Below are 26,648 nucleotides of genomic sequence, written 5' to 3'. Positions count from 1 at the left end.
CGGCGCGCCGCATCCTCCGCGCGGGGTCAGACCTCCGTGCTCAGGCTCTTCGCGATGTGCGTGTGCACGGCCTTCAGCCACGACAGGAGGAACTCTTCTGTCGAGGCGTCGGTGACGTCGCCGTCGTCGGCGATGAGGCCGTCGCGCATCTGCAGGTAGCCCTCGGGCTGCGCCAGTTCCGGCGAGGCGAGGAACGAGAGGATCGAGCGCAGGTGCTGCTGGGCGACGGCCGTGCCGATCGCGCCCACCGAGGCGCCGATGACGGCCGAGGGCTTTCCGGCGAAGCTGTTCGTGCCCCACGGGCGGCTGGCGGTGTCGAGGGCATTCTTGAGGACGCCGGGCACCGAACGGTTGTACTCCGGGGTGACGATGACGATGCCGTCGGCTGCTTCGATCGCCGCCTTGAACTCCGCCGCTTCGGCCGGGATCGACCCGTCGTTGTCGTACGAGTAGAACGGCAGCGGCGCGATGGGGATCTCGGTGAGGTTCAGGTCGGCCTGAGGGGCGAGCTTCACGAGCGCCGACGCGAGCCGGCGGTTGATGGATGCCGACGCGATGCTGCCGATGATCAGACCCACGTTGTAGACGGTCATGAGAAGTCCTCTCGAGATTTGAATGCGTGTGAATACACTCTACGCGAGCAGTCAGGTGGCCGCGAACGCCAGAAAACCCCCGCCGAGGCGGGGGTTTCTTGTGGTGGACCTAAGGAGATTCGAACTCCTGACCTCCTCGATGCGAACGAGGCGCGCTACCAACTGCGCCATAGGCCCGTGAACCGTCATCTACATTAGCACGCGTCCGATAGGCTCCCGCACACCCCTACTGACCGCTCGCGCGCCGTGCCAGCAGCTGCCGCACGTGCGCTTCGATCGCGTCATCGCCGGCGCCGGGACCGCCCGCGAACTCGTCGTCGCGCCGCGTCCGCGCGACGGCGATCGACGGCGGCCGCTGCGCCTCGGCCCGCGCCCGCACCGCCTCTTCGAGGGCAGCGCGGCGAAGCGCGTCGCGCGCCGCCGCCTCGTCCAGCACCGTCGCCGCGCGCGAGCCCGCTGAGGCCGTGAGCGGCCGCGGCAGCTCGCGCGGCGTCCAACCGACACGATCGGACCCGAGCGCAACGTCCTGCAGGTCGGGGGCGACGCGCACGACGTCAGGGGCCGCGATGCGGACGACGGTCCGGCGCTGCACGACGGACATCCGGCGCAGGGCCACCATCGCCGTGACGCCGAGGGCGCCGCCGATCCACAGCAAGAGGGCCGAGGCGCCCATCGCGAGCTGCACCCCACCCAACGCGGCGAGCACAACGGCGACGACGGCGACCGTCGTCGCGGCGAGCCGCGCGCGGCGCCGTGCGCGCGCACGGCGCAGCTCGGGGCGGGCAGCCGCCGCGCGGGCGGTCGCCGCGGCGCGCTCACGCGCGGCGGCGGCCTCGGCTTTCGCGAGGAGGGTCGTCGCAGCCAGCTCCGCGCGGGCGCGGGCGAGCTCCGCCTCCTCGCGCTCGGTCTGGGCCTGCTTGGCGAGGCGCTGGTGGGCGAGGGCGGTCCGGGCGTTGAGCTCGAGACGCACCTCTTGCGGCGTCTCGCTCGTCTCGGCGAGCACGCGGAGGGCTTGGTTCAGCCGCACGGCGTTGCGCTCGGCGGCGTTGAACTGGTGGCGGCCGTGCCACGACGGAAGGAGGTAGACGAGCCACAGCACGACGGCGACGAGGATGATCACTCCCCCGCCCAGAACTTGACCACCCATGCGCTCAAAGGTAGAGCCGACGAGGCGCGGGGGTCGTGAGCGCGCCCGCGTGTCTGAGGTTCGAGTCGAACCTGAAGCTCGGCGTCAGCCCGGCAGGCGATCCGAGAGCGGCACCGTCGCGGCATCCATCGGCGCCCGCCCCGACACCCAGCGCTCGAGGACGCCGCCGGGGACCTCCTCGCGCACGAGTGCGAACGCGTAGTGATCGCGCCAGTCGCCGGCGATGTGGATGAACCGACGACGGAGCCCCTCGTATCGGAAGCCGAGCTTCTCGACGACGCGCAGACTCGCCTTGTTCTCCGGGCGGATGCAGATCTCCATCCGGTGCAGCCCCAGCTCGCGGAAGCACACGTCGGTCGCGAGAGCGACGCACGTCGGTGTGATGTGCCGCCCCGCGAACCGCTCGCCCACCCAGTACCCGATCGTCGCCGACGACAGCGACCCGCGCGCGATTCCCCACACGTTCAGCTGCCCCGCGATCTCGCCGTCGTACTCCATGACGAAGGGCACGCCCCCGCCGTCACGATACTGCTGGAGCAGGCGTCGGATGCCGAGGCGCATGTCGAACGAGACGGGTCCGTCGGGGCTCGTCGCCTCCCACGGGCGCAGCCACGCCCGATTGTTCAGCAGCTCCGCCTGAAGAGCGCGCGCGTCACGCTGTTTGACGAGCCGGAGCGAGATGCGGCCGTGCTGACGAGGTGCGATCACGTCCATCGGCCCTCCTCACACTGTCGGTCGCACTCTCCGACGTGGCGTCAGAGCTGGGCCGCGAACTCCTGGAGCCACGGGCGCAGCTCCGGCCCGAGGTCATCTCGATCCGCAGCCAGCTGCACGATGGCCTTGATGTAGTCCACCTTATCGCCGGTGTCGTAGCGGCGTCCGCGGAACACGACACCCAGCACACCGTCGGTGACGGCCAGCTCCTGCAGCGCGTCGGTGAGCTGGATCTCGCCGCCCTTGCCGGGCTCGGTGCGCGCGAGGATGTCGAACACCTGCGGCGTGAGCACGTATCGGCCGATGACGGCGTAGTTGGACGGCGCGTCTTCGCGCTTGGGCTTCTCGACGAGGCCCTTCACGCGTACGACGTCGGGGGTATCGGTGGGCTCGACCTCGGCGACGCCGTACAGGTGGATGTGCTCCGGATCGACCTCCATGAGGGCGATGACCGTCAAGCCGGTGCGCTCGTTCTCGGCGATCATCGTCGTGAGCAGCGGGTCGCGCGCGTCGATCAGGTCGTCGCCGAGGAGCACCGCGAACGTCGCGTCGCCGACGTGGTGCTTGGCGCGCAGCACGGCGTGGCCGAGGCCCTTCGGCTCACCCTGGCGCACGAAGTGGATGTCGGCGAGTTCTGTCGACGCCTGCACACGCGCGAGCTTCTCGTGATCGCCCTTGCCCCGCAGCGTGCTCTCGAGCTCGGGGACCGAGTCGAAGTGGTTCGAGATGTTGTTCTTGTTGCGCCCCAGGATGATGAGGATGTCATCGACGCCCGCGCTCACCGCCTCTTCGACGACGTACTGGATCGCGGGCTTGTCGACGACGGGGAGCATCTCCTTCGGCATCGCCTTGGTCGCGGGAAGGAAGCGCGTGCCGAGGCCGGCGGCGGGGATGACGGCTTTGATCCGGGGGGAGGTCATGCGGCTACCCTACCGGGCGCGTGTTTCGCGGCGAGGAACGTCCCGTAACGGACAGCGCGAATACAATCGGACCATGCCCGATGCCATCGCCGACGCGAAGCGGGCGCTCCGCGCCGACCTGCGCGAACGGCGCCAGCAACGCTCCGACGCCGACCGCGCCGCTGACGCCGTGGGCGTCGCAGCTCAACTCGACGCCCTCGTCGAGCGCCTGGGTGCGCACAGCGTGTCGTGCTTCCTGTCGACGCCCACCGAGCCCGGCACGCAGGACTTCATCCGGGGTGCCGTGGCCCGCGGCATCCGCGTTCTCCTGCCCATCACGCGCGAGGACGGCCTCATGGACTGGGCGGTCGCCGACCCCGACGGCGAGATCTCCGAGGGCCTGTACGGCGTGCCGGAACCCGTCGGCGACGTGCTGAGCCCGCTCGCGGTGAACGACGTCGACCTCCTGATCGTGCCCGCCGCCGCCGTCGACCGCACCGGCATGCGCATGGGCTGGGGGCGCGGCTACTTCGACAAGACCATCGGCTCCATGGAGCAGTGCCCGCCGGTCTACGCCGTCGTCTTCGACTCCGAGATCTTGGATGCCGTGCCGCACGACGTGCACGACCAGCCGGTCACCGGCGTCGTCACCCCCACTCAGACCATCGCCCTCGCGCCCGCCCGGCACTGAGGACACCACGCCCCGTCGAGGATCACATGCCCACCTACGCCTACGCCTGCACGCAGTGCGGCCACCGTTTCGATGCCGTCCAGTCCTTCAGCGATGCCGCTCTCACCGAGTGCCCCGAGTGCGGCGGCGTGCTGCGCAAGCAGTACGGCTCAGTCGGAGTGACCTTCAACGGCTCGGGCTTCTACCGCACCGATTCGCGTGCGTCGACGGCCGGTGGCGGCTCGACGAGCAAGAGCTCCGGCGAGAGCAGTGGCGCGAGCACGTCTTCTTCGCCATCATCGAAGTCTGAGGCGAAGGCCTCGCCCGCACCGTCGGGATCGTGAGCCGGCCGGGGCCGGAGACCGTGAGGAGACTCGGATGATCAAAGGCTTCAAAGACTTCATCATGCGCGGCAACGTCATCGACCTCGCGGTCGCTGTCGTCATCGGCGCCGCGTTCACCGCGATTGTCAACACGTTCGTCGAGGGCCTCATCAACCCACTGATCGGTGTGATCTTCCAGGTCGGCGATCTGAGCGCGTGGACGCTCGAGGTTCCGACCCTGTCCGGCGGCACCTCGACGTTCCTCATCGGTTCGATCGTCGGCGCGCTGATCAACTTCGTCGCCGTCGCGGCAATCGTCTACTTCGTGTTCGTGCTGCCGATGAACCACTTCAAGGAGCGCCAGGCCGCCAAGGCGGGCGTCAACGAGGCTCCCGAGGAGAAGCTCCCGACCGAGCAGGAGATCCTCATCCAGATTCGCGACCTGCTCGAGAAGAACGGCACCACGACGCGCTGAGCGCGCCCGATCCAGGGGCCCGGGCTCACTAATCCCGGGTTCAGTAGTGCGGAGGGACGTCCCGCCGCATCCGCTCGTCGTTCGGTCCGCTCGGCTCCCCCGCGGTCGGTGCGGGTGCGTCGCGCGCCACGCTCACCTCGGGGTCGGGGTCCGTCCCGGCAACGGGCGTCAGCTGGGCTCGACGCGCGCCGCGGACGCGCACGACACGCTGGCGCGGGGCGCCCGACTCCGCGGCATCCGGATCAGTCGAGGACATCGATCGGCTGCGTCACCGTGTCGACCGCCCCGCCTTCCGGGGCCACCCCGAGGATCGCGGCGATGCGCTCGGCGACGCCGGCCGGGTCGCTATACAGGTCGAACGCGTGCACGCGGATGTAGTGCCAGCCGAGCCGCCGCAGCACCTGCGGACGCAGGCGCAGCGTCTCGCGGAGGGTGTCGTGCGCCGTGTCGGCGTCACTCTCGGCGACGATCGCCTTGCCCTTGTACTGCGCGACGATCGGAAGCTGGCCGCGGTAGTCCACGTCCACCGCGACGCCGCGGGCACGCAGGTGCCGGGCGAGGCTGAGGGTCAGCGGGTCGGCGAGGTCTTCGAGACGGGCCTCGCGCGCGCGGGCGGCGATTCCTCCGAGGATCGTCATGAGGCGGGACGCGCCCGAGGCGAGCCGCCCCTCGTCGAATGCCGACGGACGGATCGACGAGACGATGACCATCGATCGACGCGCGCGGGTCATGCCGACGCGCAGGAGCCGCTCGCCGTCATCGCCGGACAGGTCGCCGAAGTCGCTGAGGACACGGCCGTGCTTGGTGAGGCCGAACCCGAGCGAGAAGACGACGCGATCGCGGCTCTCGGCGACCGACTCTTCGAGGCCGAGCACGGCGAACGGCTCGGCGGTGTCGCGGCCGACGAAGTCGGCGACGTCGGCCCGCCCGGAGAACGCGGCCGCGACGGCAGCGCGGACGCGTTCGGCGTGCCGCGTCGAGGCGGTGACGACCATGAGCGACTCGGTCGGACGGTTGACGGCGTGCTCGACGACGAGAGTCACGACGCGGGCGACCTCGGCGTCCGGGCTCTCGACCGCGCCGGTCACCGGGTCGGGCGTACCGTGCCCGCCCTCGACGTAATCGACGCTGAGGCTGCCGCGACCGAGATACGAGCCTGCCCAGGGCAGCGAGACCAGACGCCCGTCGTAGAAGGCCGAGTTCACGAGCTCGGCGAGATCCTCTCCTCCCGCGCGGTAGCTGCGCGTGAGGATCTCCTCGGGCACGATCTCGGCGAGCCGTTCGAAGACGCTCACGTCGTCGAACGGGACGTCGTCGTCGGGCTCGTCGGCGAACTGCGGTGCCCCGGCTCCGACCCGGAACGGCGTCGGCTTCTGCGTCACCGGGTCACCGAAGGCGACGACCTGCGCGGCGCGGCGGAGGGCCGGCGCCGCCTCGGCGAGACAGAGCGCCGCGGCATCCGCGATCACGACGACGTCGAACGGCGCCGTCACGGGGATCGTCGGCACCTCGTACGGCGAGGCGAGCCAGACGGGCGCGAGCGTGCGCACGAGCGCGGGCGCGGCACCGACGAGCTCGGCGGGGGTCGTCGCGCCCGATCGCAGCGCGTGCTTGAGGGCGTTCGCCTCGTGCGCTTCGTCGACGACCGCGATCTTCCACTTCGTGGCCAGCTCGGCCGCCAGGAGCGGACCGGCCGACCCTGCGTGAGCCTCGTCGACGAGCCGGAAATCGCGTTCGAGCCGGTCGACGACGGCGGTGTTCGCGCCGAGCAGGGCGCGATCGCTGCGCAGCAGCACCTCGAGCGCCGACTGCCACCAGGCGAAGTCGAATTCGGCGGCGACCTGGTCTTCGGGCACGTGCCGCCGCGAGAGCTCCGTCAGCAATCCATCGAGGCCGAGCTCGGCCAGGCGTCCGCGCAGCGTCGCACGCTCGACGACGTTGTCGAACACGGCCGACTCCGCCGCGAGGCCGGCGAGTGTACGCACGAGCAGCGGGATGGGGAGGGATGCCAGGGGCTGCGATCGCCCGAGCGCCCGATCGAGCGCGGCGAGGTCGGCATCGACGCGCTGCCACGACGCGGCGACGTCGTCGAGCCCGATCGGCACTTCGGGGAGGACTCCGGGTTCGACGAGCTGCTGCCACTGCGCCCGCTGCTGCTGCACGCGCACGAGGGACTCGTGCATGTCGGCGACGTGCATGCCCGGGCGCACGTATTCGCGCGACAGGTTCTTGAGGCGGCGGCGCTGAGCGCCCGACATCTCCGGGGCGTCGCGGCGCGGTGCGTGCGCGTCGATGAGCTCGCCGAGCGGGCGCTCGAAGACCGTCATGCTGAGCCGGTCGAGCGACCCGCGGATGCCCTGCAGCAGCTGGATGTACGCCCCCAGCTCGGACACCGTCGTGAACGGGCGCATGCGCGTCTGCGCGATGAGCTCGTAGCCGCGCTCCAGGATCGCGGGGACGTCGGTGCGGTGCAGGCGCGCCGCGAGCGCGTGCGCATCGGTCGCCTGCTGCGTCGTCTCGAACGCGACGGCGTACCAGGGCGAGTCGTCGGGCCCGAAGCGGAACTCGCCCAGACGGGCTGCGGTCTGCAGCGCGTGGGCTGCCTCGGCGCGGCGCGTCGACAGGTTCTGCAGGGTGCGCAGGTCGAAGCGCGTCTCGGCGGAGGGCTGGGGCTGCTGCTGCGTGATCGTCGTGAGCGTACGCAGAGCCTCGAGCGGCGAGATGCCGAGCTGCGGGTGACGACCGGTCAGCGCCTCGCGGTAGTCGCGCAGCACCGTGCGCAGCCGCACGAGCGCATCGTCGACGTCGGCGACCTTGGGCTGCTCGGCCTTCTCGTTGCGCCCGATCGCGCGGATGAGGTCGCGATGCAGCTGCGTCGGCGAGACGGCGAGCGCGGGCAGCCCGATGCCGGACAGGCGATGACGGATGCCGTCGAGCGTCGATCGCCGCGCACTCACCACGAGCACGCGCTTGCCCGCGCGCACGAGCTCGCCCACCGCGTTGATGACGGTCTGCGTGCCGCCGGTGCCCGGAAGCGTCTGCACCGTGAGCGACTGTCCGGCGAGGATCCGGGCGAGCACGGCCTCCTGCTCGCCGTCGGCGTCGAGGAGGAGGCGATCGGATGCCGGGGGCCGGTCGTCCGCGCCGACGAGAGTCGGGATGCGGCGGAGAGTCGCGAGATCCTCGCGGTCGCCGACGTGACCGCCGAGTGCGTTCAGGATGGGGTGGTCGAGGTCCTCGGCGTCCCGCGCCATGTGCGAGGAGACGTCGGCGAACGTCGAGACGACGAGGCGCGGCAGCACCGTGAACGTGTCGATGTGGGCGGTCAGGGCCCGCAGATGGTCGATGACGGGCTGCGGCTTGAACACGCCGTCGTCGTACGCGAGCGCGGCGAGCGCGCGACCGTCGATCGCGATGCCGAAGTGGGTGCGGGCGACTTCGACGAGCTCGGGGTTGATCGTGAACGACCCGTGCAGACGCAGGTCGAAGTCGAGGTGGTGCCGGCGGATCGCCAGCGGGCGCAGCAGCACGGGCGCCGCGTATGAGACGGCGCCGATGCGCCAGGCGGCGATCGCGACGGCGAGATGGACGGTGTCGAGGCCGCGGGATGTGCGCAGTTCGACGTCTTTCGCGGCGATGCGCTCGGCAGCGCGCTTGGCCGTGAGCAGGGCCACTTCGTCGCGGAAGAGATTGGACAGGAGCGTCGGGCGGCCGGTGATGAATTGCGGGAGGCTGCCCGGGTGGGCCTTCGTGATGTCGATGCCGGCGTCACCGGCATCCGAGTAGTGCAGCAGCGTCGACGTGCCGCCGAGCTGTCCGCTCTCCTCGCGGAGGCGGTCGCGCTCCGCCTGAGCGGCGTGCGTCACCCTGACCCCCGGCTCCGACAGATCGAGGTCGGCCGGGGTCACTGCGCCCACGTGCTCGGCGTCGTTCACGCCTCGCACGGCGCCACCGTCTGCTCGCCACACACTCGACACCATAGGCGCGCGCGGGTGCGGAAACCGGTCAGAACCGCGGGTTTCGTGGGATTGGACCCATCGTCTTCTCCCCAGCGACCGTTTTCGCCGATCCGTCCACAGATCCGTCCCTCGCCCGCGCCCCCGACCGCGCCCACGCCATGATGTGTCCATGAGCACTCCCGCCGCCTTCTCGGTGCATCCGACACCGATCGGCGAGGCCCTGGTCGTCGTCACCGACCAGGGTCTCGCCTTCCTCGATGTCCTCGACGTCGCACTCGGGGCACGCGAGGGGGCGCTCGTCGGGATCACCCGCGCACTGCACGCGGCACCCGAGCCGGATGCCGGGGCGACGGCCGCGGTGACGACGCAACTCGACGAGTACTTCGCGGGCGATCGACGAGGCTTCGACCTCGCCCTCGATCTGCGGACGGTGCACGGCTTCGTCCGCACCGCGCTCGAGCGGATCTGCGAGATCCCGTACGGCGACGTGTGGTCCTACGCCGAGGTCGCGATCGCCGCGGGCTCCCCCGGCGCGAACCGAGCCGTCGGCACGGCCTGCGCGCGCACCCCGATCTCGATCATCGTTCCCGCGCATCGCGTCGTGCGCAGCGACGGTTCGATCGGCGAGTACGGCGGGCACCCCGAGCGCAAGCGCTATCTGATCGATCTGGAGGCGCGCGTGAGCGGAGTCCGCGCGGCCGTGTAGGCCGGCCGCGGGGACTCCGGGCCCCCTCAGGGGGCCCGATGGTATCGTCGAGGGTACGCAATCAGGCAGCAGCGACGTCGCCGCCGGAAGTAGGTAGCCGCGAGATGACACCGGTCGGACTCGCCTCAGACGCCGACCTGCTCGCTCGCGCGGTCGGCGACCTGGCGACGCGCACCGGGCTGCCGGTCGCCTTCGGCGGTTTCGAGCAGGCCGGCGCGATCGACGTGACGACGGTCGTCGGAAACCGCACGAGTCACCTCGCCGGGCTCGTCGTGCACCCGACGCGCGGCCTCGGCGGTCGCGCGTTCGTCGAACGCCGCCCCCGCCTCGCCCTCGACTACGGCACGTCGCGCAACATCACGCACGACTACGACCGCGCGATCCTCGGCGAAGGCATCTCGACGCTCTTCGCGGTGCCGGTGCTCGTCGGCGGCAAGAGCCGCGGGGTGCTCTACTGCGGCTCGTGGACGCAGGCTCCTTTCGGCGAGAACACGGCACGCGCGGCGCTGCAGGTCGCCTCCGACCTCGCCACCGAGCTGCGCGTGCGCGACGAAGTCGCCCGCCAGGTGGCACTCATCCCCGCCGCGGCCGGCGGGGTGGCGGGCATCGACGTCGCCGCGCGCGAGGAGCTGCGCGAGGCCTACGCCGAGCTCCGCCGGATCGGCGCAGAGGTCGCCGACCCCGGCATCCGCCGTCGGCTCGGCGCCGTCGAGGAGCGCCTCGCGAACCTCACGCGCGACCGGAACGCACCGCACGAGCCGATCGACGTGCGCCTCTCGCCGCGCGAGACCGACGTGCTCGCCTGCGCCGCGCTCGGTCAGACCAACGCAGAGATCGCCGCTGAACTGAACCTGCGCGAGGGCACCGTCAAGTCGTACTTGCAGGCGGCGATGGCGAAGCTGGATGCCTCGACACGCCACGCCGCCGTCACGAAGGCGCGCCGCGCGGGCCTCCTCCCCTGACACGGGATGTCACGGCGCGCGCGCCGCTATACCGCGCGGGGCCGTGCGCTCACTAGGCTCGGCCCATGGCCCGCAAAATCGTGCATCAGCTCGTCGACGATCTGGACGGCACCGTCCTCGAGCCCGGAGAGGGCGAAACGGTCCTCTTCTCGCTCGACGGCGCCGCCTACGAGATCGACCTCACCGACGACAATGCGGCTGCTCTGCGCGCCGCGTTCGCTCCCTACCTCTCCGCCGCCCGGTCGGTGTCTTCTCGCTCCGGGCGCGACGGCTCGTCGCGCGGCGGTGCGGGCCGCGTGCAGAAGCGCAGCGGACAGCGCGATTACGCGCCGGTCCGCGAGTGGGCGGCGAAGAACGGCTACACCGTGTCGGACCGCGGGCGCGTGCCGGCTGCCGTCCTCGAGGCCTACGACGCCGCGCACTGATCGATCGGCCTCTCGGCCGAACCGCGGTCCTTCGCGTACACTTGAGTGGTCATACCACACAGCTCCGCCATCGGGAGCTCGCCGCGAAGGAGCCCGCCATGCGCCGCCGTCCCCATCGACTCGTCCTCGCCGCCGCAGCCGTTGCGCTGCTGACGACGGGTTGTGCGGCACAGGCGCCGTCGCCGTCCGATGAGGCCGGAGCCTCGGCATCCACGCCCGCCGTCGTCGCTCCCGCGGGCGCAGACGGCTACGGCCTTCCCGCGGGCACCGGCGCAGTCGAGATTCAGCTCTTCACCGATCTGTCCTGCCCGTATTGCCGCATGCTCGAAGAGGCGACGGGCGATGTGCTCTCCGAGGCCGTCACCGCGGGCACCGCGACCCTGACGATCCACCCGCTCAACTTCGTGAGCGCGAAGCACGGCGATGACACCGCGTGGTCGACGCGCGCCGCGAACGCCCTCGCCGCCGCACTGGATGCCGGGCAGGGCGACCGCATCCCCGCGTTCTACGCGCTTCTCCAAGAGAATCAGACGACCGCCGACGGCACGACGCACCCGAGCGACGCCGACATCCTCGCACTCGCGCAGCAGGCCGGCATCACGGCCGACCTCTCCGACGCCGTCGCGTCGCAGCGGTTCGGCGCATGGGTTCAAGCGTCCAACGACCACTGGCTGGGGTCGACGATCGCCGGTACCGAGAAGGTCGTGTCGGGCGTGCCGGTGCTCGTGATCGGCGGCAAGGTCATCGCGCTCGACGGCGAGGCGACCGACGTCGCACAGCGCGTGGAGGCCGCGATCGCCGACGCGCAAGGCTGAGGCCGTCCGCGCGCTCGGTCAGCCCTGCGTCCCCAGCCGCCTGAGCAGCAGTACCTGAGCGGCGATCATCCGCTCGATCTCGCCCGGGTCGACCGACTCATCGGACGCGTGGATGCGCGCGTGCTCGGTGTCCTGGGCACCCCAGAGCACGACGGATGCCGCGGGCGACGCCTTCAGCAGCGAGGCGACGAGCGGGATCGACCCGCCGGAGCCGATCTGCTCGACCCCGTCGGCACCGACGCCGTAGATCTCGGCGAGCGCCTCTTCGGCGGCGTGGATCGCGGGCGCGGCCGTGTCGGCGCGGAAGTTGCTGCCCGCCTTCACCCGCGCGACCTCGACCCGGCAGTTCCAGGGCGTCTGCGCGCGGAGGTGGGTCATGAGCGCGTCGAGCTGCGCCTCCGGGTCGGAGCCGGGCACGATCCGCAGCGACAGGCGCGCCTTGACGTCATGGGGGGGTCCTTTCAGAGATGTCAGCGGACGACGAGCGACATGAGCAGGCCCACGGCGACCACCGAGACCCACGCGACGAGCATCGGGATGGTGAACGAATGCCAGATCGGCAGTGAGCTCAGCCGGGTCGTGCCGGTGCGGTCGGTCTCGACGGCGGCGATCTGCGAACCGTTCGCGGGAAAGAGCCAGACCCCGACGAGTGAGGGCCACATCGCGGTGACGACGGCGATCGGCATGCCGGCGCTGAGGGCGATCGGCACGATCGTGTTGGTCGTCGCGGACTGACTCGTCGTGAGGCCTGCCATGACGAAGAGGGCGACCGCGAGGAGGATCGGAAAGGCCGTAACGAGGCCGCCGAGCGGGTCGACGATCGTCGTCTTGTTGGCCGAGATGAAGGTGTCGGCCATCCACGCGATGCCGAAGAGCGCGATCGCCGCGACGATGCCCGACGACAGCAGGGGCTGCTTCATGATGTCGGCGGGCGGGACTTTGCGGACGAGGATGATGACGAGCGCCGCCGTGAACATGAACATCTCGATGACGGGCGACATGCCGATCGGCACCAGCTCGCCGTCGGCGTTCGGGAAGGCGGGGCGCAGGCCCGAGAAGAGGCCCATCAGCACGACGGCCACGATCGCGACGACGAAGATCCAGGCCGAGATCGCTCCACCCGGCGGCACCTCGTGGAGGATCTTCTGCGCGTCGGAGGGCACCGCCGCCGAGGCCTTCTTGGCCTGGCGTGCCGCCTTGCCGCGCGAGGCCCCGCCGGCGACGGCCTGCGCGCGCGCCTCCTGCTGGGCGATGAGGACGGCGGGCATCTCGACTTTGCCCTCTTCGACGCGCTTGAGGAACGCCGGGTCGTCGAGCAGCTCCTTGCCGATGCGCTGCTGCACGAACGACGTCGCGAGGCACGCGACGATCGCCGCGGGGATCGTGATCGCGAGGATCTGCACGAGCGAGAACGGTGACGCCAGCACGAGGTACGCCGCCATCGCGGCCGACACCGGGGATGCCGTGATGCCGAGCGCGCTCGTCACTGTCGACGCGGCGAGGGAGCGCTCCGGGCGCTGGCCGTTGCGGTACGCGGTCTCGTAGATGACGGGGATTGAGGGCGACGACCGCGGCCTGCAGGATCACCAGCACGACGTCCATCGCGACTCCCTCGTCGGCTCGCCACCGACCCGGCGCTGTTGCGTGCGAACCTGCCTCGACGCTATTGGGCGCCGGGTGTGCGCGGCAAGGGAGGGACTTCGCGGCCGGGCGACCGATAGCGTGGTGGCATGGGACGCAGAGTCAGCGGAGTAGCCATCGCGACGATTGCCTCGGTCGGGATCGCGCTCGTCGGCGCGATCGTGATGCTGACGGCGGCACCCGCCGCCACGGCGACGTTCGGGTGGTTCGCCTATCAGCCGCTCGCGGACGCCACCTTCGCGCCGGGCGCGTCGGTGGTCATCACGACGGCGGCGCTCGTCGGAGCACTCCTTCTCGCGGCCGGGCTGATCGGCGTGAGCGGCGTGATCGGGTTCGTCTGGGGTCGACGCGTGCAGGTGACGCGCACGCACTGACGCCGACGACGCCGCCGGTGTCGGGGCTCTGCGGTAACGTCCGCGCTCATGGGAACGACGGCCACGGGAGCGAGCGACGCTCGGTCCCGGCGCGATCCGTGCGTGCTGTGCGGAAGCGACGCCCTGCCGGAACACGGCGACCGCGCCTGCCCGATCTGCGGGTGGCGGCTCGGCGAGAGTCCGGATGCCGATCTGCCGCGCCCGCGCGTCGAGGTCGTCTACTACCTGCGCTGGGAGGGCCGCGTGAAGATCGGCACGTCGGCGAACCCGCGGCAACGCCTAGCGGCGATCTGGCATCAGGAGCTGCTGGCGTTCGAGCGGGGTGGCCGCACGCTGGAGCGCTTTCGCCATGAGCAGTTCGCGCACCTGCGCGAGGGCGGCGAGTGGTTCCGTGCGGAGCCGGAGCTGATGGAGCATGCTGCCCGCCTCTGTGCGGGGACGCCGCCCTGGGACAGCTACGCGCGGTGGATGGCCGACGCGCTGCGGTGGAACGTCATCTGAGGTTCGCGTGACCGCAGCTCACGCGACCTCGACGGGCGGCGCGGTGACGATCTGCTGCGCTCGGCCGGCAAGGCGCCGGTGACGTTCAGCCGCGCGGGATTCACCGGGTCGCAGGCGCACGGCGCGTTCTGGGCGGGTGATGAGAACTCGACGTGGGAGGCGTTCCGCTGGTCGATGAACGCGGGGCTCACCGCCGCGGCATCCGGGATCGTGTACTGGGGCTGGGACATCGCTGGGTTCTCGGGCGAGATCCCTTCGGCGGAGCTGTACATCCGCGCGATGCAGGCGTCGGCGTTCGTGCCGATCATGCAGTACCACTCGGAGTTCAACCATCACCGCACGCCGTCGCGCGATCGCACGCCGTGGAACATCGCCGAGCGCACGGGAGACGAGAGGGTGCTGCCGATCTCGCGGCGGTTCACACACCTGCGCGAAGCGCTCCTCCCCTACCTGGAGCGCGCTGCCCGGACCGCGATCGAGACGGATCGCCCCCTCATGCGGCCGCTGTTCTTCGAGTTCCCGAACGACGAGCGCGTGTGGACAGCGCCGCCCGAGTGGATGCTCGGCGACGACATCCTTGTCGCCCCGGTCCTCGAGCCGGGGGTCACGCGGATGCCGGTGTATTTGCCCGAGGGCGAATGGACCGACGTCTGGGACGGCACTCGCCACCCGGGCGACGCCGTCGTGGAGATCGACACGCCGATCGATCGGATCCCCGTCGTCACGCGGGATGCCGCGCTGCGGGAGCTGTTCGCGTCGGAGGGGTGACGCGGAGGGGTGTCGCGTGCGTCGTCTGTTCGCACGTCAGTGTGTTCGCGTGTGGCCGACGTGAGAGTGGTGGTCGTGAAGCGATCCCTTTGCGGGCGCTGCGCGTAAGCGGGACGACGCGGCCCAAGATCGTGCTTCTTCGGGCGCCGCCCGGACCGCGCCTGTGCGCGCGCGTTTGCATGGGCGAGTGATGGGAGGCCGGATGAGACGGTGCCATGGTGTCTCTGGAGCGCTGTGGAGTCGGGCGGTCACCGCGGCACGGCGAGAGCGTGCCGCGGTGGTTACGCCTACGAGACCGAGATGCTCCAGGTGACACCGAAGCGGTCGGTGAGCATGCCGAAGCCGGCGCTCCAGGCGGACGCGGCGAGCGGTTCGACGATCACGGCGTCGACGACGAGGTCGTTCCAGTAGCCCTGAAGTTCCTCGAGGCTGTCCGAGCTGATCGAGATGAACAGTGCCTGCTCGGTCACGGTGGTGTGGTTCTCACGCCGGGTGGTGCCTCCGCCGACGAGGCCTCCTCCTGCGGAGCCGGGAACGTCGTATCCCATGATGCGGAAGCCGTTCTCGGCAGCGACGAGCCCGAATACGATCTTGTCGGCTCCGGGTAGCTCGGCCGGCATGCCGAACGCGGCGTACGTGTTGGCGCTGAGGTGTCCACCGAAGACCGACTGGTAGAACTCGAGCGCCGCTCGGGCGTCGCCGCGGAAGTTCAGGTGGGTGGTCGCCTGGATGGTCATGCTTGCTCCTATTCGTCGAGGTGCGCCCTTCTGGCGCCCACAACATCGACGATTCACCATGTGTAGGTCTGTTTCGGTCCTAGACCTTGGTTAGTGTTCGATCATGTCCACGACCACCCGATTGCTGAATCTGCTGTCGCTGTTGCAGACCCGGCGCGACTGGCCGGGCTCGTTGCTTGCGGAGCGGCTCGAGATCAGCGACCGCACGGTGCGGCGCGACATCGAACGCCTCCGTGAGATGGGATATCGGATCGAGGCCACCATGGGCCCCGATGGCGGGTACCGGCTCGCCGCGGGCGCCGAACTGCCCCCGCTCCTGTTCGATGACGCTCAGGTCGTCGCTGTTGCCATCGCACTGCAGACCGCCACCGTTGTCGGCGCCGACCTCGACGAACCGGCGGCTCGGGCACTGACGACCATCCGGCAGGTCATGCCGTCGCGACTGCGGCACCGGCTCGATGCGCTCGAGATCGTCGCCGTCGTAGGACGGCCAGGCGGACCCGAGCCGACCGCAGTTCCCCTCGAGTTGCTCGTCGCGCTCGCCACCGCGATCCGCGACCGCGTCCTGCTGCGCTTCGACTATGCGCCGCGTCAGCAGACCGCCGATGTGCCCGCTCTCCTACGTCGCGTCGAGCCGCATCACCTCGTCAACGCTCAGGGACGCTGGTACCTCCTCGCCTGGGACATCGAGCGAGATGACTGGCGACTGTTCAGCGTCGAGCGCATCACCCCGCGCACGCATACCGGATCGCACTTCCCACGCCGAGACGTCCCCGGCGGCGACATCGAAGAGTTCGTGTCGGCACGATTCAAAGGCTCTGACGTCAACGAATGGACCTGTCACGGGTCGGTGATCCTCGATCTGCCCATCGATTCCGTCCTCCCGTTCATCGGCGATGGGACCGCCCGGGAAGCGGGGCCAAGCCGGACCATCCTGGAATCCGGATCCTGGTCCTGGGGCTCCCTCGCCGCCTCCTTCGGCCGATTCGAAACACCGATGGAAGTCATCGGCCCGCCCGAGCTACGCGATGCCTTCGCGACCCTCGCAGACCGCTACAAGACGACCGCCACTGCGTGACATCGGATCCCTTTGCGTGCGCACCGAGCGCGGTTCGAAGCATGATGCTGACGTTGGTGGGTGGCGCGGAAGGTGCTGGTGAGTCAGGTCTGATTTGACCTTGCGCCCTTCATCCCGCCTCGGTCGCGCGAGGAGGGCGACGGCTCGGTGTCGATGATCGATGGTGGCAAGTGGACGGATACTCGCCAGAGCCCTTGCCCGTCGGGGCCGATCGTGGCTGAGCCGCCGAGTTCCTCGGCGCGGGCGTGGATCGATGCCGCGCCGATCCCCGGTCGGGCCGGCGCCGATCGGCCGTCATCTGGCGCGCTGGCCTTGTCGCCGCCGTGGGTGTCCTCGGTGATCGGGTTCTGGACGACGATGTGGAGGGCGCCGTCGGGGGTGAGGGTGGCGCAGGCCTGGACGGGCGAGCCGGGTCCGTGGTGGTCGGCGTTGGTCAGGGCCTCACTCACAATGCGATAGACCGCGACTTGTCCGGCAGCGGTGAGAACAGGGGGCGGGTCGGGCACGTCGAGGTCGGCTCCGACGCGGTCGGCGCGGCGTGCCAATGCGCCCCAGAGGCCGCGCTCCTGAAGTTCGATCGGCCGCAGCCCGTCGACCACCCGCCGAACTTCCTCGAGCGCGGTCCGCAGGTCAGCCTGCACGACCTCGAGTTGGGCATCGACCTCGTCGGGGTGCGAGCGCAGCAGGTTACGCGCGGCATCCGCACGGAATGCCGCTCCGGTCAGCAGAGGCCCGAGTCCGTCGTGGAGATCGCGGTGGAGGGCCACGCGCCCCCGCTCGCGTGATTCCACAGTGGCGGCGCGGGCGTCACGGAGCTGCTCCGAAAGGTCGGCCTGACGCGACAGCAACGCGAGCGGTAGCGCGACGAGCTCGAGCGCAGCACGATCATCGGCGTGCAGCGCCTTCTCGCCGGGGCGGAGCGCCACGCGCAGGGCGAGCGACCCGTCGGGGGTGACGGGCACCTCAACCTCCCGGCCGCCGGCCTGTCCGCGCCGCACGGTGGCGACCGACTTGTTGTCGACGATCAGCGTCAGCCCGGGGAGGCGCAGCAGTGCAGCGGTCTCGGCGACGGCTGCGGCAACGCCTGCTTCGGATCCGTCGTGCCGTTGCCGGACGCGGCGTGCGGTGCCGGCCGGATCGTCACGCCCTCCGTACAGGGTGCGACCGACGGTGCGGCGAAGCAGTCCGACGACCGGTTGAAAGAGCAGTGCGATCCCGATCGCCGCGACAGTCTGCACGGTCCGTTCCACGCTCGGCGGCACCAGCAGGGAGACGACGGCAACGGCCCCCGCGTAGATGGCGACGACGATGATGATCGCTGCCGAGTAGACGAGAACGGTCGACTGGTCGACGAGGATGAGCGCGAATGCCGTCACGTTCAGCAGCGACCCGAGAGCAGCGAAGACGACGGCGCCGGCGGGGACGACCTCGGCGGGGGCGAAGAACGCGGGGATGGCGGTCAGGATGCCGACCAGCTGGAGCACGGCGATCGTCAGGCACGCGCGTGAACCTCCGCGCCAAGCCGGGATGAGGAGAACGAGCGTTGTTACGGCGATCCCGATCGACAGAATCGCCGCCGCGATCGGTAGAACGATCGAGCCTGAGGAGTCCGGTGCGATGTCGAGGGCAGGTGCGGTGCCCAGCACGCTCAGGATCGTGGCGAGCACAAGGCCCACGCGGCGGGCGATCATCGGCCGAGCCCACCCTCTCGGGCCATCACGATCGCTTCAGCCCGTGTCGCGATGCCGAGCTTGAGGAAGATCGCAGAAATGTGATTGCCGACGGTCTTCGCCGCGATCCCGAGCCGCTCGCCGATCGCATGATTGGGTGCACCACGTGCGATGAGGTCGAGCACCTCCCGTTCCCGTGCCGTGAGCTGAGGGAACGGATCGGCCGCGGACCGGCGGAGCGACCCGCCCAGCACGCGCGCGGCGACCTCGGGTGAAAGCACGGCGCCGCCTGCAGCCACGGTGCGCACGGCACGATCGATCTCGTCGGGTTGAGCGCCTTTCAGCAAGTACCCCCGCGCTCCGGCCGCGAGAGCATCCGCGATCTCCTCGTCCTCGTCGAACATCGTGAGGATGATCACGGCAACGCCAGGGAGATCAGCCGTCAGGCGTCGCGTGGTCTCCACCCCATCCAGCACCGGCATCCGCAGGTCCACGATCGCGACATCCGGGCGCGTCACCAGCGCCTCCCGGCACGCGGCAGCGCCATCGCCAGCCTCCGCCACCACCTCGACACCCTCGAGCGTGCTCAGCAGCGCAGTCAGCCCACCACGGACGACGGGATGGTCGTCCGCGACCAGGACACGAATCGCGGCGTCTGACATGGACACATTCTGCCGCTGACCGCGCCCCGCATCTGGGGTTCAGCCCCCAGACGTGCCGGGCACGATTTCCCGGACCTTGCCCGCGTCCCGGGGGACGGACCCCGCGCCCAAGGCGACGCGGGGACGAGATCGTGAGTCATAGCCGGACACGCCGGCACCCCATCGAGAGGAGTTCGTCATGACCGCAATCACCGCATCCCCTCCGCTGCGCCGAGCCGTGCCGCTTCGCATCGGCCTCGTGCTCGCCACACTGCTCGCCGTAGCCGGAGCCGTTCCCGCACTGATGATCGGACTCGACGGAAGCGCCTGGGACCCGATCGTCATCATCATCGCCGTGCTCTCAGGTGGCGTCGCCCTCGGAACCCTCGCGCTCGTCGCGTTCGCCTGGAACGGCCGGCGCGGGCCCTGTATCGCGATCATCGCCCTGCAAATCGTGTCCATTCTGCCCGCGCTTCCCGCGTTCCTGCTCCCCGCCGAGGAGACCGGCCCTGGCGCGGTCATCGGTGCGGTGATCGGCATCGCCCTCGCCCTCGCTGCGTGCGCACTCATCATCGTGGGGATGCGCCGCGCCGAATAGCCGACCGGTGGCCGGGTCGCGCGCATAGTTGACCCGGCCACCGCGCGCTCGCGGCGATGCCCCCTACCGCCCCTCATCTGATCGTCCGCCGGATGATGCCGCGCATCAGTAAGCCCACTCCCATCCGACGGGGCTTCCGCCCATGGCCAGCACCACTGCCCCCGTCGGCGAGGCGACGTCCAAGACGATCCAGCCAGAGACGCTCTGCCCAGGTCCGATCTGCGCGGGGAGCTGCTGCGACGAGTCGAGGCACGTCCACGCGTTGCCGACAGGGTCGTTCAGCCGCTTGCCGTCGGCGTCGTACGCCTGCCAGTCGTACTGCGTGAATGACACCCACGGGAACTCCTCTTCGGCGAGCTCAGGGGTCGACTCGACGTTGAGGTGGATGCCGAGGTAGTGGCCGTTCGCAGGGGTCTCGGGGAACCCGCTGTCACAGGTGGGGTCGAGGACCAGATCCGTGACGGCGAAACGCGAAGTGACCACGTCCGAGGTCAGCGACGATGTACCCGCCAACTGTCCGATCGTCTTGACGAGATTGCCGCGGGAATTCTTGACCGCTTCGCCGAACTCCGAGGCAGCTTCGCTCGGAGTAGGCGTCGCGGTCGCTGCAGGCTTGGTGTCGGGCGTCTTGCCCGTGTCCGCAGGCGCCGCCGCCGAACAGGCGGCGAGCGAGAACGCGAGGGCGGCGATCGTCGAGAGAGAGGTGATGGTGCGCATGGTGATTTCCTTTGTCGAGAGGGAGGTGACGAGAGACGGTCTCCCCCGTCAGCGGTTGTGAGCTGCAGGTGTGTTGAGAGTGAGGTTGAGCGATCGGATTCGGGGGCGCCGGCACTCAGGCCGCGTCCGCCTCGTCATCGGCGACGTCCAGTTCAGCGAACTTGGCCGCCATGGTGGGGTTCCCCCGGGTCAGCTTCTTGACCGTGAGTGCCGTCGCCTTGTCGTTCGCGAGGCGGAGGTTGTTCTCGGATCCGAGCAGGTTGTCCTTAACCTTCTGGAGTCGGTCGATCGCGTTGTCGATTTCCTTGATCGCGGTGTCGAACTTGCCCTTGGCGAGCTGGTAGTTGCGGCCGAACGCGGACTTGAAGCCCTCGAGCTCCGACTCGAAGTCGGTGATGTCGATGTTCTGCTTCTTGATCTGTTCGAGTTCGGCCTTGACCACGATGGTGTCCTGCGCGGCGTTGCGCAGCAGGGCGATGATCGCGAGGAAGAACTGGGGACGGACGACGAACATCTTCGGGTACTCATGCGACACGTCCGTGATGCCGGCGTAGAGCTCAGAGTCCTCTTCGAGCATCGAGACGAGCACCGCGTACTCGCAGCCCTTGTCGTTGCGGTCCTTATCGAGCTTGGCGAAGAAGTCGCTGTTCTTCTTCTTCGTGGTGGTTACGTCGGACTCGTTCTTCATCTCGAACATGATCGAGACGTACTCCACGTCCTCGTCGTTGAAGTCCCGGAAGACGTAGTCACCCTTCGTGCCGGCGGATGCGTCGTTGTCCTTCCCGAACGCTGCGTTGGGGAACGCGAGAGAGCGCATGCGGTTGAACTCGATCTCGCAATGCTGCTCGAGGGTCTCTCCGAGGAGCTTGACCGAGAGCTTCGCCTTCATGTCCTTGTACCGGGCGATGAGCTCATCCTTGAGAGCGAGCTCCTTGCTGTGCGACTCCTTGAGCGCGGCGTCCCTGACCTTCTGCTCCGCCGTCTGGAGGTCCAGCTGGCTCTTCGCCTCGTTGAGGTTCTTCTCCGCCGCCGACACTGCCTTCGCGACGGCGAGCTCCTGGTCGGTCGCCGCCGACTTGAGCGCGGACGTGAGCTGCTGGATCTCGGCGTCCTTCGCAGCGCTCACCTTCTGTGCCTGCTGCGCCGCGTTCGCCACGGCGAGAGCGATCTCGATCTCCTTGGCCTTCTCGGCTGCGGCGAGGCGTGCGTGAAGCTCGAGCTCGAACTCGGTCGTACGCACCTGCTGCACGATGTCGGCGTACTGCGCCTCGTCGATGGTGAAGAGGGTGCCGCAGTGCGGGCACTTGATCTCGTTCGCAGCGGTGGTCGGTGTGCCGTGGGTCATGAGTGTCTCCAATAGGGGGCGGGGAGTGGATCCCACAGGCGGGGCGTCCCCCAGTAACGCCCCGCCTGTGACAGCGACGTGATGCCGCCGAACAGATCGTGGACCAGGAATCGACGCGGCTGGCTCAAGATCGCTGATAAGGCTGCTTATCAGTCATCGGGGGCGTGCCGCAGAGTTTGGGAGTACGTTGGCCTCATGTCCGTAGAGCACCCGCTTCTCCTCGACCTGACCGGCGTCGCCCGGTTGGCCGGCGTGCAGCGACCGGTGGCTTCGATGTGGCGTTCGCGATTCGTGTCGACGCCGGATCCCTTTCCGACACCGGTCCCCGATGGGAGTGGCCGGTTGCGCTTCGAAGCGGAGGAGGTCGCCGACTGGCTGGTGCGCACCGGGCATGGGAACAATCCGGAGGCACGCGAGGACGCCGCAGCGGCTGCATCTCCCTCGGACTTCTCCTTCTCCGACGCGAATGCGGTCGCCGAGCTGCAGGCGCTCATCGCCCTGTACTCGCGGACCGCCGACCTCGACGAACTCACGCACTCTGAGATCGAGGAGGCCGCGGCGAACATCGATCCTCTCGACGTCCTGCTCCGACGCGAGGTCGCTGCACACGTGAACCGCGGTGCACCCTGGCTTACCTACGCCGCGCGCCTCGTCGACGCGGCCTACTCGCCGTCGGCCGCGCTGGCGCTCGTCACGCGCCGCCATGTCGCATCGAACAGAGCTGCGGTATCCGCTGGACCGCTTGTCACCGACGCAATGGCCCTGGTCGTCGATGCCACGCTCGCCCTCACCGGAGGCAACACCACCGTGGCGCTGGATGCCTGCGACCCCATGCTCTCCTCGACGCTTGCGGCGAAACTCGGTGACGATGTGACGATCGTCCTGCCGAACGGCGCGGACGCCCGCCAGGTCCGACGACAGCTGCTCGTCGACGAGCATTGGCTCGCCGACGAAGTGGACCCAGCGACTCGCTCGGTCGTGGTTGCTCGCGTCCCGTCTGATCGCAGCGAGGATGTGACCGCGATCTTGCGTGCGGTGGATGACGTCTCCCTGTCGCTGCGGAGCGTGGACGCGGCGGTTGTGATCGGTCCCGCGAGGGCGCTCGTGGACCCGTTGGCACCTGCCGACGAGCAGGCGCGCGCAGACATCCTTCGCTCCGGCCGTGTGCGGGGCATCGCGCGCCTGTCGACCGGTCTCGTCGACAGCGCGGTCCGCGAATCCCTCGCGCTCTGGATTCTCGGAGAACCAACCGCCGAGGTCGCTCCCGCGCAGCGCATCACCGCCGTCGCAGATCTGACTGGAGTACCGCTCACGGCCGCGACGCGCGCCGACTTGATCTCGGACCTGATGGCGGGCATGGGCACTGGCCGGGACCTGCGTGCCCACCATTTCCGGTTCGCGGCATTCGTGCGCACGACCTCACTGCAGGCACGGAGCGGCTCACTGGTGGCAACGGTGACGCGGAGACCTGCGCCCTCGACCGTACAACCGGCGGCACTTCCCGCGCTTCTCGACAACGCAGCCGAGATCGTTCGCTCCGACATCACGCCGATCGAGATCACGCCCGATCCGCACGACGTTCCGCGAGCCACGTCCGTTGCGGAGCTCATCGATGCCGGACACTTGAGGAGGGTTCAGGGCACCCGCCTTGACCCAGAACTACTGGGATCGGAAGGACTCATCGTCGTGACGTCATCAGATCTCGACAACCCTTCGGAAATCGGCAGTACCCGCGTCGACCAACTCGCGTTCGCGACCCGGCACCCATCCGCCCAGCTGACCCGTCCCGGCGACGTGATCTTCCGCACCAGCCCCACCGCCTCTGCGTGGGTCGATACCGACGGCTCGAAAGTCGTTGCCTACCCAGCCCGCGTGCTGCGCATCACCACCGGTGATCCTGGCGGTCTCGTATCCGAGATCGTCGCCGCAGATATCACGGGAGCGCACGCCGGCCCGGGAGCGTGGAAGCGATGGATGTTGCGTCGCGTCGCGCCGCGCACGATCGAGCCGGTACGACAGGCCCTCGCCGACATCGCGACCGCCCGCCGAGATCTCGAAGCCCGCGCCGCGCGCCTCACCGACTATGCCGCCCTGATCGTCGCCGGTGCGACGTCAGGATCGGTGACCATGATCGACATGGACCACGCCGCGGACGCGGCACACACGCAGTAAGGAACATCTATGCCCCGCACGCCGAAAGCCGCCACACAGGCGCCGTCGACCATGAAGGAGCTGAAAGACACGCTCTGGAAGGCCGCGGACAAGCTACGCGGCTCGATGGATGCCTCGCAGTACAAAGACGTCATCCTCGGTCTCGTCTTCCTCAAGTACGTCTCGGACGCGTTCGACGAGCGCCGCGCGGGCATCCGCACCGAGCTCGACGCGGACGGCTACGACGAAGGGCAGATCGCCGAACTCATCGACGACGCCGATGAGTACACCGGGCGCGGCGTCTTCTGGATCCCCGCGCATGCACGGTGGGGCTTTCTCGCCGAGAACGCGAAGGGCGCGTCGGTCGACGGTGTCGAGAAGTCGATCGGTCTGCTGATCGACGAGGCGATGGATGCCGTCATGCAGGCGAACCCGCAGCTGTCGGGCACCCTGCCCCGCATCTTCAACCGCGACAACGTTGACCAGCGGCGGCTCGGCGAACTCATCGACCTGTTCAACTCGGCACGGTTCGCCACGCAGGGGCAGGGCGGTTCGGACGGTCGGCGCGCCCGCGACCTGCTCGGCGAGGTGTACGAGTATTTCCTCGAGAAGTTCGCCGCCGCCGAGGGCAAGCGGGGCGGCGAGTTCTATACGCCCGCGGGCGTCGTACGGGTGCTCGTCGAGCTGCTGCAGCCGACGCATGGGCGCGTGTACGACCCGTGCTGCGGGTCGGGGGGCATGTTCGTACAGGCCGAGAAGTTCATCGACGCCCATCACGGCGAGGGCAGTGACATCTCCGTGTACGGGCAGGAGCTCAACGAGCGCACATGGCGCATGGCGAAGATGAACCTTGCGATCCATGGGCTGTCAGGCAATCTCGGCCCGCGCTGGGGAGACACGTTCGCGCGCGATCTGCACCCCGGGCTCAGCGGCGACCATGGCGCCGATTTCGTGATGGCGAACCCGCCGTTCAACATCAAAGACTGGGCGCGCAGCGAGGACGACCCCCGCTGGCGGTTCGGCGTGCCGCCCGCGGGAAACGCAAACTACGCCTGGATTCAGCACATCCTGTCGAAACTCGCCCCCGGCGGGCAGGCGGGTGTGGTGATGGCGAACGGATCGATGTCGTCGAATTCGGGCGGTGAGGGTCAGATCCGCGCCGAGATCGTCGAGGCCGACCTCGTGTCGTGCATGGTCGCGCTGCCGACGCAGCTATTCCGCTCGACCGCGATTCCCGTGTGCGTCTGGTTCTTCGCGAAGGACAAAGGCAAGCGTGCCGGCGAGGTGCTCTTCATCGACGCACGCGGGTTGGGTCACATGGTCGACCGCGCCGAGCGCGCGCTCTCGGATGACGACATCACTCGGATCGCGGGCACCTTCCATGCCTGGCGTGGAGTCGAATCGGATGCTGCGCCCGATGAGTACGCGGACATTCCGGGATTCTGCTACTCGGCGACGCTCGCCGAGATCAAGGCGGCGGACTACGCACTGACGCCGGGGCGGTACGCCGGAGCTGCTGAGGCGGAGGATGACGGCGAGCCGATCGAGGAGAAGCTCGCGCGGCTGCGGGCGGAGCTCGAGGCGCGGTTCAATGAGTCCGCGCGCCTGGCTGAGGCTGTACGCAAGCAGCTGGATCGCGTCGATGTCATCGACTGAACGGATAAGGTCCCGTCTCGGCGACCTCACGGTAAGTCAGGACTCGCGGCGTCGTCCTGTCAAGAGCACCGAACGGAATCCTGGGCCGTACCCGTACTACGGGGCTTCCGGGATCGTTGACTACGTCGATTCGTTCATCTTCGAGGGACTTCACCTCCTGATCGCCGAGGACGGGGAGAACCTTCGCTCGAGGAACACACCGGTAGCGTTCCTGGCGGATGGACAGTTCTGGGTGAATAACCACGCGCACGTTCTCCAGGGCAACTCGCTTAGCGACACTCGGTACTTGGCATACGCAGTTGAGCAGTTGGACCTGTCGGGGTACCTGACGGGCTCGACCCAACCAAAGCTCACCAAGGGCGCCCTTGATTCCGTGATGCTCGACGTGCCGCCCCTCGCCGAACAGCAGGCGATCGCCGAGGTGCTAGGCGCCCTCGACGACAAGATCGCCGCCAACACCGCCCTCACCTCGACAACGTGGGACCTGATGGAAACCGAGTTCCGCTTAGTCCAAAGCGGCCCGGACCACGCACGAACGACGCTCGGTGCGATCGCCTCGTTCGAGTACGGCAAAGCTCTCCCGGCCTCTGCACGCGAGAGCGGCGACGTGTCCGTCATCGGCAGTGGCGGCCCCAGCGGTTTCCATTCCGCCGCACTCGTGGACCACCCGGGTGTCGTCGTCGGGCGAAAGGGGTCGGCCGGGAGCGTGCACTGGGTCAGCGGCCCCCACTTCCCGATCGACACGACGTTCTACGTGCGCGGCAATCGCGAGGGGATATCGCAGCCGTATCTCTACTTCCTTCTCCGGACTCTCCGCCTCAATGAGATGAACAACGACTCCGCGGTTCCCGGTCTCAATCGTTCCGAGGCGCTTGCGCTCCCCGTCATGCTCCCTGCCGCGGAGCGAATCAACAACTTCACGGGCAAGGCCGAGACGCAGATTGCACTTGTCGAAGTGGTGGCCCGTGAGAACCGCACCCTCGCCGCGACACGCGACTTGCTCCTGCCGCAGCTGATGTCCGGCAAGCTCCGCGTCCGCGAAGCTGAAACCATCGCGTCCGCGGCGGGCGCATGAACACCCGA

28 protein-coding genes and 1 tRNA gene are annotated in these 26,648 nt (G+C 69.2%); 15 read left to right on the top strand and 14 right to left on the bottom strand.

Annotation, left to right across the window (positions count from 1 at the left end):
* Window positions 1-26 precede the first annotated feature (26 nt).
* The 5 genes from WFI52_RS02205 to galU form a co-directional block, all read right to left on the bottom strand.
* Window positions 27-593: an NADPH-dependent FMN reductase gene (locus WFI52_RS02205; protein WP_336625220.1), complete on the bottom strand. Its 567-nt coding sequence runs from the start codon at window positions 591-593 to the stop codon at window positions 27-29.
* Between the two features lie 101 nt (window positions 594-694).
* A tRNA-Ala gene (locus WFI52_RS02200) sits at window positions 695-770 on the bottom strand.
* A 49-nt stretch (window positions 771-819) separates the two neighbouring features.
* Window positions 820-1,740: a large exoprotein gene (locus WFI52_RS02195; protein ID WP_336625221.1), complete on the bottom strand. Its 921-nt coding sequence runs from the start codon at window positions 1,738-1,740 to the stop codon at window positions 820-822.
* Window positions 1,741-1,824: 84 nt separating this feature from the next.
* Window positions 1,825-2,454: a GNAT family N-acetyltransferase gene (locus tag WFI52_RS02190; RefSeq protein WP_336625222.1), complete on the bottom strand. Its 630-nt coding sequence runs from the start codon at window positions 2,452-2,454 to the stop codon at window positions 1,825-1,827.
* Between the two features lie 41 nt (window positions 2,455-2,495).
* The gene (galU, locus tag WFI52_RS02185) at window positions 2,496-3,374 is read right to left on the bottom strand and encodes a UTP--glucose-1-phosphate uridylyltransferase GalU (RefSeq protein WP_336625223.1); all 879 of its coding nucleotides are present in this window, start codon (window positions 3,372-3,374) and stop codon (window positions 2,496-2,498) included.
* Window positions 3,375-3,447: 73 nt separating this feature from the next.
* Between galU and WFI52_RS02180 the strand changes: the two genes are divergently transcribed.
* The 3 genes from WFI52_RS02180 to mscL are packed head-to-tail and all read left to right on the top strand — an operon-like array spanning window position 3,448 to window position 4,821.
* Window positions 3,448-4,044 carry a 5-formyltetrahydrofolate cyclo-ligase gene (locus tag WFI52_RS02180; RefSeq protein ID WP_336625224.1) on the top strand — a complete coding sequence of 199 codons (597 nt, stop codon included), beginning with the start codon at window positions 3,448-3,450 and terminating at the stop codon, window positions 4,042-4,044.
* 26 nt (window positions 4,045-4,070) lie between these two features.
* Window positions 4,071-4,367 carry an FmdB family zinc ribbon protein gene (locus tag WFI52_RS02175; protein ID WP_336625225.1) on the top strand — a complete coding sequence of 99 codons (297 nt, stop codon included), beginning with the start codon at window positions 4,071-4,073 and terminating at the stop codon, window positions 4,365-4,367.
* Between the two features lie 34 nt (window positions 4,368-4,401).
* On the top strand, window positions 4,402-4,821 hold the full coding sequence (mscL, locus tag WFI52_RS02170; protein ID WP_336625226.1) for a large conductance mechanosensitive channel protein MscL: 420 nt from the start codon (window positions 4,402-4,404) through the stop codon (window positions 4,819-4,821).
* Window positions 4,822-4,861: 40 nt separating this feature from the next.
* On the opposite strand, the gene WFI52_RS02165 is transcribed toward mscL, so the two are convergent.
* On the bottom strand, window positions 4,862-5,077 hold the full coding sequence (locus WFI52_RS02165; protein WP_336625227.1) for a hypothetical protein: 216 nt from the start codon (window positions 5,075-5,077) through the stop codon (window positions 4,862-4,864).
* Complete coding sequence (locus WFI52_RS02160; RefSeq protein WP_336625228.1) at window positions 5,064-8,801, bottom strand: AAA family ATPase; 3,738 nt, start codon at window positions 8,799-8,801, stop codon at window positions 5,064-5,066. Before WFI52_RS02160 ends, WFI52_RS02165 begins: the two co-directional genes overlap by 14 nt.
* Before the next feature lie 148 nt (window positions 8,802-8,949).
* On the opposite strand from WFI52_RS02160, the gene WFI52_RS02155 reads away from it, so the two are divergent.
* From WFI52_RS02155 to WFI52_RS02140, 4 genes are all read left to right on the top strand, one after another.
* On the top strand, window positions 8,950-9,486 hold the full coding sequence (locus WFI52_RS02155) for a methylated-DNA--[protein]-cysteine S-methyltransferase (protein WP_336625229.1): 537 nt from the start codon (window positions 8,950-8,952) through the stop codon (window positions 9,484-9,486).
* A 104-nt stretch (window positions 9,487-9,590) separates the two neighbouring features.
* Window positions 9,591-10,448 carry a LuxR C-terminal-related transcriptional regulator gene (locus WFI52_RS02150; protein ID WP_336625230.1) on the top strand — a complete coding sequence of 286 codons (858 nt, stop codon included), beginning with the start codon at window positions 9,591-9,593 and terminating at the stop codon, window positions 10,446-10,448.
* Between the two features lie 65 nt (window positions 10,449-10,513).
* A complete protein-coding gene (locus WFI52_RS02145; RefSeq protein WP_336625231.1) occupies window positions 10,514-10,873 on the top strand; it encodes a histone-like nucleoid-structuring protein Lsr2 in 360 nt (119 codons plus the stop codon).
* A 98-nt stretch (window positions 10,874-10,971) separates the two neighbouring features.
* Window positions 10,972-11,688 carry a DsbA family protein gene (locus WFI52_RS02140; RefSeq protein ID WP_336625232.1) on the top strand — a complete coding sequence of 239 codons (717 nt, stop codon included), beginning with the start codon at window positions 10,972-10,974 and terminating at the stop codon, window positions 11,686-11,688.
* A gap of 18 nt (window positions 11,689-11,706) precedes the next feature.
* Here the strand turns inward: WFI52_RS02140 and WFI52_RS02135 are convergent, their stop codons facing one another.
* Window positions 11,707-12,105, bottom strand: a complete 399-nt coding sequence (locus tag WFI52_RS02135) for a hypothetical protein (protein ID WP_336625233.1) — start codon at window positions 12,103-12,105, stop codon at window positions 11,707-11,709.
* Window positions 12,106-12,158: 53 nt separating this feature from the next.
* Window positions 12,159-13,235: an anaerobic C4-dicarboxylate transporter family protein gene (locus WFI52_RS02130; RefSeq protein WP_336637394.1), complete on the bottom strand. Its 1,077-nt coding sequence runs from the start codon at window positions 13,233-13,235 to the stop codon at window positions 12,159-12,161.
* Window positions 13,236-13,418: 183 nt separating this feature from the next.
* On the opposite strand from WFI52_RS02130, the gene WFI52_RS02125 reads away from it, so the two are divergent.
* The 3 genes from WFI52_RS02125 to WFI52_RS02115 are packed head-to-tail and all read left to right on the top strand — an operon-like array spanning window position 13,419 to window position 14,972.
* A complete protein-coding gene (locus tag WFI52_RS02125) occupies window positions 13,419-13,703 on the top strand; it encodes a hypothetical protein (protein WP_336625234.1) in 285 nt (94 codons plus the stop codon).
* 48 nt (window positions 13,704-13,751) lie between these two features.
* On the top strand, window positions 13,752-14,204 hold the full coding sequence (locus tag WFI52_RS02120; RefSeq protein ID WP_336625235.1) for a GIY-YIG nuclease family protein: 453 nt from the start codon (window positions 13,752-13,754) through the stop codon (window positions 14,202-14,204).
* Between the two features lie 51 nt (window positions 14,205-14,255).
* Window positions 14,256-14,972 carry a TIM-barrel domain-containing protein gene (locus WFI52_RS02115; RefSeq protein ID WP_336637393.1) on the top strand — a complete coding sequence of 239 codons (717 nt, stop codon included), beginning with the start codon at window positions 14,256-14,258 and terminating at the stop codon, window positions 14,970-14,972.
* Window positions 14,973-15,259: 287 nt separating this feature from the next.
* On the opposite strand, the gene WFI52_RS02110 is transcribed toward WFI52_RS02115, so the two are convergent.
* The gene (locus WFI52_RS02110) at window positions 15,260-15,709 is read right to left on the bottom strand and encodes a VOC family protein (protein WP_336625236.1); all 450 of its coding nucleotides are present in this window, start codon (window positions 15,707-15,709) and stop codon (window positions 15,260-15,262) included.
* Between the two features lie 103 nt (window positions 15,710-15,812).
* On the opposite strand from WFI52_RS02110, the gene WFI52_RS02105 reads away from it, so the two are divergent.
* Window positions 15,813-16,787, top strand: a complete 975-nt coding sequence (locus tag WFI52_RS02105; protein WP_336625237.1) for a helix-turn-helix transcriptional regulator — start codon at window positions 15,813-15,815, stop codon at window positions 16,785-16,787.
* Between the two features lie 83 nt (window positions 16,788-16,870).
* Here WFI52_RS02105 and WFI52_RS02100 read toward each other — a convergent pair whose 3' ends face one another.
* Together WFI52_RS02100 and WFI52_RS02095 are read right to left on the bottom strand one after the other, a co-directional pair.
* Window positions 16,871-18,478 (bottom strand): sensor histidine kinase, encoded by a 1,608-nt coding sequence (locus tag WFI52_RS02100; RefSeq protein WP_336625238.1) that lies wholly within the window; start codon window positions 18,476-18,478, stop codon window positions 16,871-16,873.
* Window positions 18,475-19,119, bottom strand: coding sequence for a response regulator (locus tag WFI52_RS02095; protein ID WP_199692344.1), 645 nt, complete (start codon window positions 19,117-19,119; stop codon window positions 18,475-18,477). The genes WFI52_RS02100 and WFI52_RS02095 overlap by 4 nt, the downstream gene beginning before the upstream one ends.
* A gap of 178 nt (window positions 19,120-19,297) precedes the next feature.
* Between WFI52_RS02095 and WFI52_RS02090 the strand changes: the two genes are divergently transcribed.
* Window positions 19,298-19,696 (top strand): hypothetical protein, encoded by a 399-nt coding sequence (locus WFI52_RS02090; RefSeq protein ID WP_292855886.1) that lies wholly within the window; start codon window positions 19,298-19,300, stop codon window positions 19,694-19,696.
* A 105-nt stretch (window positions 19,697-19,801) separates the two neighbouring features.
* On the opposite strand, the gene WFI52_RS02085 is transcribed toward WFI52_RS02090, so the two are convergent.
* Together WFI52_RS02085 and WFI52_RS02080 are read right to left on the bottom strand one after the other, a co-directional pair.
* Window positions 19,802-20,413 (bottom strand): hypothetical protein, encoded by a 612-nt coding sequence (locus WFI52_RS02085; RefSeq protein ID WP_336625239.1) that lies wholly within the window; start codon window positions 20,411-20,413, stop codon window positions 19,802-19,804.
* Window positions 20,414-20,528: 115 nt separating this feature from the next.
* Window positions 20,529-21,758, bottom strand: coding sequence for a DUF2130 domain-containing protein (locus WFI52_RS02080; RefSeq protein WP_336625240.1), 1,230 nt, complete (start codon window positions 21,756-21,758; stop codon window positions 20,529-20,531).
* 195 nt (window positions 21,759-21,953) lie between these two features.
* Between WFI52_RS02080 and WFI52_RS02075 the strand changes: the two genes are divergently transcribed.
* Genes WFI52_RS02075 through WFI52_RS02065 form a run of 3 tightly spaced genes read left to right on the top strand, consistent with a single transcriptional unit; the run spans window position 21,954 to window position 26,640 of the window.
* Entirely contained in the window at window positions 21,954-23,930 is a 1,977-nt protein-coding gene (locus WFI52_RS02075; protein WP_336625241.1) for a hypothetical protein, read from the top strand.
* A gap of 9 nt (window positions 23,931-23,939) precedes the next feature.
* Entirely contained in the window at window positions 23,940-25,565 is a 1,626-nt protein-coding gene (locus WFI52_RS02070) for a class I SAM-dependent DNA methyltransferase (protein WP_336625242.1), read from the top strand.
* On the top strand, window positions 25,501-26,640 hold the full coding sequence (locus WFI52_RS02065) for a restriction endonuclease subunit S (protein ID WP_336637390.1): 1,140 nt from the start codon (window positions 25,501-25,503) through the stop codon (window positions 26,638-26,640). The genes WFI52_RS02070 and WFI52_RS02065 overlap by 65 nt, the downstream gene beginning before the upstream one ends.
* Window positions 26,641-26,648 lie beyond the last annotated feature (8 nt).

This window comes from Microbacterium sp. MMO-20, from assembly GCF_037147735.1.
Taxonomy (GTDB): Bacteria; Actinomycetota; Actinomycetes; order Actinomycetales; family Microbacteriaceae; genus Microbacterium.
Note: the sequence above shows the minus strand (reverse complement) of the source record. Positions and strands in the feature narration are given on the sequence as shown.